The following is a 10,075-nucleotide window of genomic DNA, read 5'->3' as shown; positions in this document are numbered from 1 at the left end:
AGTCTTGAGTGGGTCCCGTCATCCAGCCAGCCGCTCCCATCCAACCGCTCGCCTTCCTGAACGAGCGATTGGTAAAGGCGCTCGTAGCGGTGAACTAGCCGCGCCAGCGCCCGTGTGGGGCTAGGGGTGGCCGCAGCCGGCACGGATGTCAGCGGGGCCGCGAGGATGGCGCCGAGGGCGGCGCGACGAGTCGAGGCGGTCATCGTCCGCCCTCCTCAATCGAATGCGACAGCTTGTATGCGTGCTCCCAGCTAGCCTCGACCCGCTCAGCGATCTCCCGCAGGGCTGGACCTACGACGAGCAGACATTCACTGGGATCATTGTCGGTCACTCCCAACTCGCAGATGGTGGCCGCCCAGCGGGTGAGGTCGCGAATATCGCTCTCTATGTCAAAGAGCAGGTTGGCGAGATTATCACGACGGTGCTGACGATGGATCATGCCCGCCCCCGCAGGTAGTTCGTCCCGTCGAAGCCGAGCACGTGAGCATGTTGCTCGTGCCAGTCGCCGTCTTCCTCTGGGTCGTGCGGCTCGTCGCAAACATCGCCACCGGCTGGATCGTCGTCTTCCAGATCGCAGTCGCCGTCCAGAGCGTCGAGCAGAGCAATGTCCGCCTCGATCCGCTCGGCGATCCGGCGGCGCAGGTCGCGGAGGCGATCACGATCCAAATCTGGATTGTCCTCCCGCATAGCGCGGATGGCCTGCGTGACGGGGCCGGACTGCTGGCCGAACCTCTGGCCTAATAATGGCTGAGCGCTGCAGGGCTGGGGTATTAAATGCGTGCGCGTGCTATGGGCGTGGGTAGCCATTGACGTAGATCCCAGACGTTGAGGGCTAGGCCTGTCGCGGTGCTCCAACACCTCGGCAGGCCGCTTGCTGCTGCAAGCCGTTGTCTGTATAATGTCTATACACAGCCGGCGTCAAGACACTGTCTACACATGCAGCAGCGAAAAAAAACAGCGCAGCTCAATCTGCGCATCGATCCGGCTTTAAAAGTGGCAGCTGAGTCCGCCGCCAAGGAGGATCAGCGCTCGCTCACATCGCTGGTCGAGAAGCTTCTCACCGAGCACCTGAAGGCGAAGGGCTACCTGAAATGAGGCGCATCCTCCTCGCTGGTGTAGTCGTTGTGTGCTCGACCGCCGCCTATGCTCAGTCGACGCTTCGCGTCATTGATACCGCGCCAAACGAGGTTCTGAATGTGCGGGAGTACTCAACCTCTGATGCGCACATCGTAGGAGTGATTCCATCTGACGGAAGAGGGATCGTTCCTAGCCGCTAGCGCAACGGCAACTGGGTGTTTGTGCGCTACCGAAAGGTGGAAGGATGCGTCTCGCGCCGATTTGTGTACCCAAAAGCCGCGCCAGTCCACCGCGAACGCAGACGGTGTCGAGTAAGCCCACTGGCTAGGGCTACGTGCGACATCGCGAGGCACCCAAAGGGCAAACAACTAAAGGTAATTAGTAGGCATCAATCCTAATTGAGTGATCGAGTCCTCACCGATCAGCGTGTTCATTAAGCACGCTGACCACAAGGTGCCGGTCCGCATCTACCACTCTGTCGGGATGCAAGATGGTTGCTCCTTGAAGGTCATAGATCACAATTGTGGACCTATCGTGTGGCACGAGGCCTTCGCGAGCAATGATTGAGCCTCTGATGCTTTCGAAAATGCCACGATCAAAGATATTGTCAGTCAACTAATCTACATTTTACTAATAATTGAGTAGTTCAATCAAAATTTTAGCCGGTCTTCGAGAAATTCTAAGCCATTTTTTGAGTTTACGAAATGCAAACATTTTTCTTTTGCAGCTGATTTATCAAAGCTTCCTACTCTGAGCCCCCGTGTAATCTCGAAAGTAATTGTCTTTTGCGGTATTTCTATTTGTTCACTATTTAAAAGAAGCTTAGCTAGAATTAGTGCCTTTGGACCAGTCAATCCCGTTATGTCATAATGCAAATCGTTTAGGGGCGCGTATAATAATTTACCTTTAGTCTTGCTGTAAGTAATTTGCGCTCTATCCAAATCGTCAGTGTGGACGAACCTAAAGTATATTTTCGACGGAGCGTTTTTCTGGTCTCCGCTCATATAGAATGAGGCAGCAACTTGTGCTAGTACGCCATCAGCAGGGCCGGCGCACTCAAACAGCGACAAGCCACCCTTGCCCAACGCACGGCCTTCGCGAAGCTCATACATAGCCTCATACGGAAAATCCTCGTCGTTAAGATAATCCTCTGCTTCTGCCCAAGTGGCATCTCTATCGATCTTTCGTGCGAGGAGAGGCATTTACTTGATGGCCGCCGCTAGTGAAGCTGCAACTGTTCGGTTTTTTTCGTCCTTGAAGCGAATACTCAGCAAAGATTTTATTTTTTCATCTAAGTGATTGCGTAGCGCCTCAACGGCTGAATATCTAATTCCCGCTTTGGGGTGCTCCGTAGCGAGTTCAAAGACGTAATCTTTAATTTCGGAGTTATCGGTTGAAGAAGCAACATCGCATGCCGCGGATAGCATTAATTTTACAAGTTCAAGGTCGTAGCGATTAGACTCAATGTATTCTTTTAAAGTATCTATGAAACAATATTTATCGAAATAGGCGTAAAGCTTGCTAAGAGCTTCACCGTGATCGGTTTCATGTTCTGTGGATAGCGAATCGACTACAGTCTCGAACTCCGCTCTAGCTTGGCGTAGGCGCGCCTCAGTAATACGGATTGGCTCCCGAGCGGACAATGCAGGGACGATTGAAGAACGTTGTGCGATCAAGCTGTGAAGCAGCTCAACGATCCCTCCGTTTAAATTTGCATCGCCGCTGGTCATCATCCTCATGTCAGCCCATCTACTTGAGTTTTTAATCTGCAATGTTGAGCCTGATGGGAGTAATATTTTTGCTGGATTATCGTCCATTGTATTCGGTGTAACTAGAATTAAGCATTTTACATTAAAGCTTATAGGTGCAATATCGTTGCTGTAAAGATCGATATCAAAGTTGAGAATACCTGCGGCATGTCCCTCTAAGTCTACTATAGGAAACGAGGATGCACTTTCGAGCTTTCTCCAAATCGGTTTAAAAGTTGAGTTGTGTAGATGTAAGGCCTGCGAACCGTAATCTTCGGGATAATAGATACTTGCTAAATCTGAGCTCAACGTAGATTTGGCCGAATAATTTTTTGGCAATGCAAGATCGCTGAGGATGGGACTGGTCCCAACTCGGCTCAATGGAACGGCGCGCATATCCTTTTTTAAGATGCTCAACTGCCGCTCCGCGCGAATACTTCATGGGCGTCGTGTTGCATTTCTTCGAATAGGGCAGCACGCGCTTCAACGTCGAGAGCAACTGAGCCATTTTGAATGGTGCTATAATCTAGCTCCAAGCGGCACATACTCGCCGACGTCTGTTCTATAAGAGTTTTTGCATCAGGGGCTAGTGTAATTAATCCGAATTCAGTCACTTGCCATTTGAATATTCTGTTGATGACTATAGCATTATTATTTATTGATTTAATCGGCTTATTCAGCTGCAAGAAAAGGTCACTATCTTTCTTTGCGTCAATCTGAATATTTGGGTTGAACGTGTTAAATATCTCGTTACACTCTACAACCGAGCCCCTCTTCATAAACAGTGTCGGTCCATAAGCAATCCTAGCACAATTGAAGTTAAGTGAGTTTATTAAACGAATTTTGGAATTGAATACTGAAAAAGCCTCGCCTGCAGTTCCTATTTCAACAAAAGGGCTGTCATTTGCCTGCATAGGATTAAAGTCATTGGGGCTATAAATAAAATCCACCCGGGAGGGGTGCTGTTGGATTAACAGCTGGCCTTTTTCGAATTTGCCCTTTGCTTGCCGCAGTGCATTTGCAGGCCTCTCAACAACAGTCTCGGGCTCCGTCCCTGCAATTTCCTTCCAGAGCGGCATCGCATCCGGAGCCGGGCTCAACAGCAAGAAGGAAAATCGAACCGACTCCGCCGTCCACGTGCCGAAGGGCGGACTAGTTGGGTGAGCCGTGCTCTCAGCCGCTGTCATTTTCTGCCCATGTACGCGTCGCGCGTTCTGTGATCGTATTGCGTCATATCAGAATGCTCCATACGGGTTTAAAAGTACCGGCTCGGTGTGACATTTGGGTCATAATATCGCTTGCGGAGAGGCTGGATACGTCCTGGTCCTAGCCCCCCATGTCCGCTGGTTCGTGAAAAGGAATCATTGTTTAATTGCAACAAGTTAAACAGCCCGTGCTGTATGCTCGAACGACGGCGGAGCTAGGCAGTTGATGCGACAGGGGCCGTCAAATTCACGTGCCCCGCCCCGCATTGGCGAATTTTGGCCTGTAGAGCCGGGCCCCATGAGGCCAATCAGGGCTAGAGGTTCACGTCGCCGCTTCCGGCACCGCAGGCGTAGCCCCTGGCCGATACCACCCGTCATCGACATTGCCGTCGGGGCTGCGAACCGCGAAGGCGTTCCGGTTCACGCATTCGATCTGCGTCGTCGTCCCGCCGTTGGTGTCCTGCGTGTAGATGTAGCCCCAGAGCTTCAGGTCCATAGACCCGCTCTCCGTCGGGAACAGCATCGGGCTTTTGACGGTGACGCTGTCCTGCAGGCTCCACAGCCGGTTCAAGCCGGGTGCCTCCCAGCCCTGGTAGGTCACGTTCACCCGCAGGCGTGACGCCTCAATCTGCTGCGCATCCATGTTCGTGCGGGCGACGGCGCCCTGCTGATCGAGAGGCATCTCTGCGAGGCCCTTCCGAACGATGCCCGGCACGCCTGCCGTGAGCTTGGACTTGGCCTGGATCTCGGCCGCTTTCTTGCCGAACAGGCTGTCTGAGCCGGGCTGCTGCGAATTGTAGATCGTCTCCGACACCGCTGGCATCGAGATTGCGCAGGAGGCCGCTATGATGTTCTGCCCCTCGACCAACGTCGCGTTGCCCTTCGCTTCCTTCACCCCGGCGACAATGGTACCGTCCACGTCTGCCCAGATCCGCAGGCCCCGCTGGTTGCACAGCCGCGCGATCATCGCGAAGGGCGTTTCGCCCATCCGCACCATGACGTTCGGGAACGGCAGCTTCGCACCGTCGGGGTTGCCCTCGATGCGGAATTTGATGCCGTGTGTTTTCAGGACGTCGTTGGCGATGGCCTCGACGGTGTAGCCGCGATACTGCCCCGTCCCGCTGCTGACAGACCCTTCGGTCGCGAGTCCCGCCTTGGAGTAGCCGTCCACCTTTACTGCGTGGCGGTTCGGGTCGTAGCTGGCCTGTCGATTGACGATGTAGCCTTCCTTGATGACCAGCTCTCCGGCCAGGGCGATGTCCACCCGCGCGCCGGGGACGAGGCGCTGGTTCAGCCCCTGATTGGGCTCGGCGCAGATCATCGAGAAATTCCGCTGCCATGCCTCGTCGAACGACTGCGCAATCGTGACTTGCAGCCAGTCGCGGAACACACCGCCCTCGGTGCGGACCTCGCAGTAGAGTTGGGGTTCGGGCATCAGGCTCTCTCCTGCGACGGCAGCTGGCGCTGCTTGCTGACGGTCACTTCCTTGAACAGGTCGTCCATCGAGGCGCGCGGGCGCATACCGGCGGGGGCGTTCTCGAATTGAATGTGAAGCGTGCCTCGGCTCGGGGCTGGCGTGCCCATATGGGCGCCGTACATCCGGCGCAGCATGGCATCACCGGGGCGCTCACCGGCCGGGTCATCCCCGACGACCTGTCCCGGCACGCTGCTGTTGTTAGCCATAGAGCGGGGCTTCAAAGCCCGTGGCACGCCATTCGGGAAGTTGCCATTCTCATCGCCACCGAGCGGCCCGCTAGGCGACGCGCTGGCGACTGCGCCAACCGCACCGTCGCGCCGAAGTCGGTTGAGGAATGGAGTTCTGATGCTGAACGCTAGACTGTGCTCGCGGGGATTTTCATAGCCGACGATCCCCGACCACAGGGACTGCTCACCGGTTTGCGCCCCCCGGATGCGATTGTAGACTCCCCTGTACCGCCCCATCATCTCGCGGCGATACATCTCCTGCTGAGTGGCCCTGTCCTGCCATACGGTGCCACGCTCAGCCGCCAATGCTCTGAGACGAGGGAACCGATCATTGCCCTTGGCGTCGGACCACTGGACAGTCCCAAAGGCGTGGGGGACGCCGCTGCGATCCTTGTCACCCATCGCACCCGGGTTCAGGTTCAAACCAGACTCGCCCTGCATCATGGCGATCTGCCCCCGGGCCTGCTCATCGGAGTAGCCCATACCGCCCTGATCGACGGGCTTGCGGAAAAACTCCATCCACGAAGCGACATTCGCCCGCCCGGCGGCAGACATACCGCTCCGCGATGCGCGACGACCGTCATTCCCGGTGTACCCGCCCGACGACAACGGAGGAACGCTAATGCCTGGAGGGATGGGCGGCATGTTCGATCCGCCGCCGCCTCCACCGTGATTGCCGCCAACACGCGGGCTGAGGGGCGGACCTAGATCATCGAACCCGCCGAAGCCGCCTCGGCCGCCGCTGCCATTGCCGCCGCCGACCACTCCGCCATACGACGCGGTGTAGATCTTAGCAGCGCCAGAGCCCCCACCCCCGCTATAGCTCATCGGGATCGCCGATACGCCGCTTGGGCCAGCGCCATCCTTGGATCGACGGATCGCATCCGTCAGCCGAGCGATCTCCTTCTCAAGCGACTTCAGTTGCTCGGCGTTCTTGACCGGATCGGATGAAAGGTCGTTGCGCTGCTTGGTGGCCGAAGCAAGTCGGCCGGCGAGGTCCGCATCCATCGCCTCAGCGTTGCCACGGATACCGTTGCGGTCGCCGCTCTCGACGATGGTGTTGAGGCCCTTGAGCAGCGGACCGAGCGTATTGAGTTTTAGCCGCTCTGCCGCGTTACCCATGCGGCTCATGTTCTTCTCGAACTCGGCCGCCGCCTTCTCAGTCTCCTTGCTCATGGAGCCGATAGAGGCCTGGATCTCCTTCATCATCTCTTGGTATTTGCCCGTGACCTGACCGGCGACGGCGCCGATCTGATCCGTGCCGAACAGCATCTCGGCGATCTTTCGGCGCTTAACCGGATCACCGATGTTCGACAGGGCATCCATGGCCGCGTCCAGCGCGGCCTTCATGTTGGGGGCGTTGACCAGCTTCTCGACCAACTCGCCGAGGTTCATGGCCTGCAGGCCGCTGTACGCCTCGCCATAACGACGACGCAGCTGGCTCATCTCATCAGAAAAGCGCTTTACGCCCCCCTGCATGGTGTCGGCCGTGGCCCCGAACCGCTCGCCCAGAGCGCCGAAGGCTCGCAGTTCGTTGACCGCAAGGCCGGTTTCCTTCGATAGGATCGTGAGTTGCTGCGTGCCGCTGGAAAAGCTGCGCAGCGCTGTGGCGATACCGCCAAGGCCGAGACCCGCCCCCAGCCCGACAACGCCGAGGGACTGCAAGGGTGCGAGCATTCCTTGCAAGGTAGAAGTCGCCTTGCCAAGGCTGCCGTGGAAGCCCTCGAAGTCCTTCCTCATGTCCTTGGCAGCCTGCGAGCCGGCAGCCGCGGAGCGCCGCAGGGCGGTTTCCATCTTGTTGAGCGGACCGGTGAACTGGTCTTGGACCTCTGCAACAAGGCGCAGGCGTTCGTCAGCCATAGGTGATCACCTTCTGCCACTGCGTGCCGTTCCAGCGGAGCCGGATGCCGAACAGGGTTCGGATCTCACCGATGCGCGGCGGGTCGTTCGGGATGGGTGGAGAGGTTGGCTGATCGGTCATGCCGAACTCTTTGCTTCGGCCTTGTTCTTCTCGATCATTGCAGCGTGCCAGCCTTCGACATCGCAAGGCACGCCAGCCTTGCTGGCGAGATGGGGCCAGTCGCATTCGAGGAAGTGTTCGGACGGCCAGAGGAGTTCTTCGCCGTCGTAGAACGGCCTCACCCCTAGCCGCTCCATCGTCTCCTGCGCCTCCATCATCATGGCGAGCGTCACGTATTGCTTCAGTCGGTAGGCGAACTCGGGATCAGCGCCGGCCTCGACAGCGAAAATCGCTGCAATCGCCGGAGCTCGATAGACCATACTCATCACGCCCATCACGACGCATCCCGAGGGGAAGTCTTGGCACTTGCCTGCATTGATCTCGTAGGCATCCGGCCAACGGGGATCGAAGCCTTGCTCTTCAGGGTGGTGTCGCGTCGGTGCCGGCCGCAGCGAGGGTTGGCCTGAAGTCAGCCTCCGCGCCCGGAGTGCGCCTTTGTCCTCGAACGTTTGGCTCGCCTGAGTCCGGTTGATCCAGTTAAGGGCCTGCTCGCGGTTCAATTTGCCGTCTGACCGTACAGGCAGACCCGCTTTCACGTATTGACTGACGCGCGCCTTAGAAATCTTCAGTTCGGCAGCAAGTGCAGCCTTAGTAGTGATAGCCATGAGTCCGCCCGCGATTGTGAAGGTTAAGTGGTTTTGAGGGGCTGCACCTAGACAGGGCTTGCGCTCGAGCGGACCCGCAACCCTCCGCGGGGCCTAAAAGGGACCCGGAGACCTGCACCGCCTGCCCATCCCCACGCCGGACCTCACCTGACCCCTGCCGCCATCCATGCCAGCCAGCGGACCCGTGCCTCTTCGGCCGTCTCGTGCAGCAGATCGGATCGGATGGGCGCGCGCTCCGTGTTCCCGATGCCATGGGCGTCACCATGATCGACGGGCGGGATCTCGATCACCGGCACGGTGGCGGTCGCAGTGGCGGTGGTGTCGGGCTTGGTGCTGGCCATCAGGCTCTCCGTATCGTCTGTGTCGGGACCGCAGCGAGGTCATCCCTCAGCCGCGATCCCGTTTGGTCCGTCGCTTGGTCGACGGGGTGCAGTCGTGCCGACCTTGGACAATCCCCAAGGGCTCAGAGGACAGGTCGGCTTGGGCTATCGGGCCGGCTGCATGGCCCTCAATCGCGCGGGGTGGAGGCCAATGAAGGCGCCCCGCGCAATTTCGTATCAGGCGACGCGCTTCCAGCGAGTGCCGTCCATGGCCGGGTGCGTGTCGCCGATAGCGTAGGACGTACCAGGGCGGCCGACGTGACGGACTTCCTCGGTCGAGAGCACGCGGGTCCGAACGGTGGTCGCGCCAGGGTTGGCAACATCCCGGCGGCTCGGTTCGACAGCCACACGAGTCTGAGTGCTCTTGCCTTCGTCCTGACGGTTACGCGCCGACCAAGCGGCGATGCGCTCTGCCTGGGTGAGCGTGCGCTCAGCAGCCGCCGGCTCGGGCTTATTCAGAACGCGACGCCAGAAGGCGGCGTGCTCGCCGGAATTGCCTCGTTCGATGCTCATCGGGCTTCTCCATTGACGTACTGACGGACGCCCCAGATCGGCGTCGCATCGGGACCGAGACCCGGGAGGTAAGGGCGACCGCTGAGGGGAGTGTGCGGAATACTCGGCGTGGCGGGGATGCGGACCTCTTTGGCGATCCGCTTCTCGACCAGCTTGCCGGGAGTGTTCGTGATGCCAGCCCGCGAACCGTCTGGGTTCACGCGCACCACCTCGTACTGAGTCTGGAGGTAGCTGGGCGTGCCGGGATTGCCGTTGTGAGGCTCACCCGGCGGCACGGGCTCAGCATCATCCGGCAGGTTGCGATTGGCTTCGGCGATGACGCGCTCATGGTCGCGAAGCTGGTTGAGTAGCGCGGCCATATCCTTCGCCATCACCGCATATCGGTCGGCGAGCTTGGCTGCGTCGGCGCTGGCCTTCAGCCCGGCCTTGCGAAGGGCCTTCCGGCGAGCCTGCTCAACATCGTGCTCATCCCTCGCCCGAGCCTCAGCGATCACCGCTGCAGCATGCTGAGCCTCAGCCTGATCCTGACGAACCTTGGTCAGAGCGATGCGGTGATCGAGGGTAGCAATCTCATTGACGCCGCCGGTCAGCAGAAGGTCGGCGCGACTGGCTTCGAGTGCTTCGCGCTCGGCCTGCGCGGCATCGCGGTCGGCAAGGATCTGTTCGGCCGTGCGCGGCGGCAGCGGAGCCTGCTGCACGAGATCAGGACGGCTGCGGCCGATAGCGACGAACGGTGCAACGTTACCGTCGTGGTTGTTGTAGCGGATGTTGACGTGATGCATGCCGCCCTCCCTCAAGCTGCGCGAGCGAGGGCGGGAGAGGC

The 10,075-nt window shown here is 58.7% G+C and carries 14 protein-coding genes; 2 read left to right on the top strand and 12 right to left on the bottom strand.

The window, feature by feature from the left end; all coding sequences use genetic code 11:
- Both MKK53_RS03280 and MKK53_RS03275 read right to left on the bottom strand, forming a co-directional pair.
- Positions 1 to 203, bottom strand: a 203-nt coding sequence (locus MKK53_RS03280; RefSeq protein ID WP_243926885.1) for a hypothetical protein, incomplete at its 3' end; no start/stop codon positions are given.
- A complete protein-coding gene (locus MKK53_RS03275) occupies positions 200 to 439 on the bottom strand; it encodes a hypothetical protein (protein WP_243926884.1) in 240 nt (79 codons plus the stop codon). The genes MKK53_RS03280 and MKK53_RS03275, both read right to left, overlap by 4 nt.
- A gap of 41 nt (positions 440 to 480) precedes the next feature.
- Between MKK53_RS03275 and MKK53_RS03270 the strand changes: the two genes are divergently transcribed.
- Both MKK53_RS03270 and MKK53_RS03265 read left to right on the top strand, forming a co-directional pair.
- Positions 481 to 741: a hypothetical protein gene (locus tag MKK53_RS03270; protein WP_243926882.1), complete on the top strand. Its 261-nt coding sequence runs from the start codon at positions 481 to 483 to the stop codon at positions 739 to 741.
- A gap of 195 nt (positions 742 to 936) precedes the next feature.
- Positions 937 to 1,095, top strand: a complete 159-nt coding sequence (locus MKK53_RS03265) for a hypothetical protein (protein WP_243926880.1) — start codon at positions 937 to 939, stop codon at positions 1,093 to 1,095.
- Between the two features lie 632 nt (positions 1,096 to 1,727).
- Here MKK53_RS03265 and MKK53_RS03260 read toward each other — a convergent pair.
- From MKK53_RS03260 to MKK53_RS03220, 10 genes are all read right to left on the bottom strand, one after another.
- Complete coding sequence (locus MKK53_RS03260) at positions 1,728 to 2,279, bottom strand: hypothetical protein (protein WP_243926878.1); 552 nt, start codon at positions 2,277 to 2,279, stop codon at positions 1,728 to 1,730.
- Positions 2,280 to 3,242, bottom strand: a complete 963-nt coding sequence (locus tag MKK53_RS03255; RefSeq protein WP_243926876.1) for a hypothetical protein — start codon at positions 3,240 to 3,242, stop codon at positions 2,280 to 2,282. It lies immediately after the preceding gene.
- Positions 3,239 to 3,904, bottom strand: coding sequence for a hypothetical protein (locus tag MKK53_RS03250; protein ID WP_243926874.1), 666 nt, complete (start codon positions 3,902 to 3,904; stop codon positions 3,239 to 3,241). The genes MKK53_RS03255 and MKK53_RS03250 overlap by 4 nt, the downstream gene beginning before the upstream one ends.
- 448 nt (positions 3,905 to 4,352) lie before the next feature.
- Positions 4,353 to 5,465: a phage baseplate assembly protein gene (locus tag MKK53_RS03245; protein ID WP_243926871.1), complete on the bottom strand. Its 1,113-nt coding sequence runs from the start codon at positions 5,463 to 5,465 to the stop codon at positions 4,353 to 4,355.
- On the bottom strand, positions 5,465 to 7,594 hold the full coding sequence (locus tag MKK53_RS03240) for a phage tail tip lysozyme (protein ID WP_243926868.1): 2,130 nt from the start codon (positions 7,592 to 7,594) through the stop codon (positions 5,465 to 5,467). Before MKK53_RS03240 ends, MKK53_RS03245 begins: the two co-directional genes overlap by 1 nt.
- Complete coding sequence (locus MKK53_RS25315; protein ID WP_279598792.1) at positions 7,587 to 7,715, bottom strand: hypothetical protein; 129 nt, start codon at positions 7,713 to 7,715, stop codon at positions 7,587 to 7,589. The genes MKK53_RS03240 and MKK53_RS25315 overlap by 8 nt, the downstream gene beginning before the upstream one ends.
- Positions 7,712 to 8,359, bottom strand: coding sequence for a hypothetical protein (locus MKK53_RS03235; RefSeq protein ID WP_243926866.1), 648 nt, complete (start codon positions 8,357 to 8,359; stop codon positions 7,712 to 7,714). Before MKK53_RS03235 ends, MKK53_RS25315 begins: the two co-directional genes overlap by 4 nt.
- Positions 8,360 to 8,502: 143 nt before the next feature.
- Complete coding sequence (locus tag MKK53_RS03230) at positions 8,503 to 8,700, bottom strand: hypothetical protein (RefSeq protein WP_243926864.1); 198 nt, start codon at positions 8,698 to 8,700, stop codon at positions 8,503 to 8,505.
- 216 nt (positions 8,701 to 8,916) lie between these two features.
- The gene (locus MKK53_RS03225) at positions 8,917 to 9,252 is read right to left on the bottom strand and encodes a hypothetical protein (protein ID WP_243926862.1); all 336 of its coding nucleotides are present in this window, start codon (positions 9,250 to 9,252) and stop codon (positions 8,917 to 8,919) included.
- Positions 9,249 to 10,034: a hypothetical protein gene (locus tag MKK53_RS03220; RefSeq protein ID WP_243926860.1), complete on the bottom strand. Its 786-nt coding sequence runs from the start codon at positions 10,032 to 10,034 to the stop codon at positions 9,249 to 9,251. The genes MKK53_RS03225 and MKK53_RS03220 overlap by 4 nt, the downstream gene beginning before the upstream one ends.
- Positions 10,035 to 10,075 lie beyond the last annotated feature (41 nt).

It is taken from the genome of Methylobacterium sp. J-076, from assembly GCF_022829405.1.
In the GTDB taxonomy this organism is placed as follows: Bacteria; Pseudomonadota; Alphaproteobacteria; order Rhizobiales; family Beijerinckiaceae; genus Methylobacterium.
This window is presented reverse-complemented; position numbering and strand designations above follow the sequence as displayed.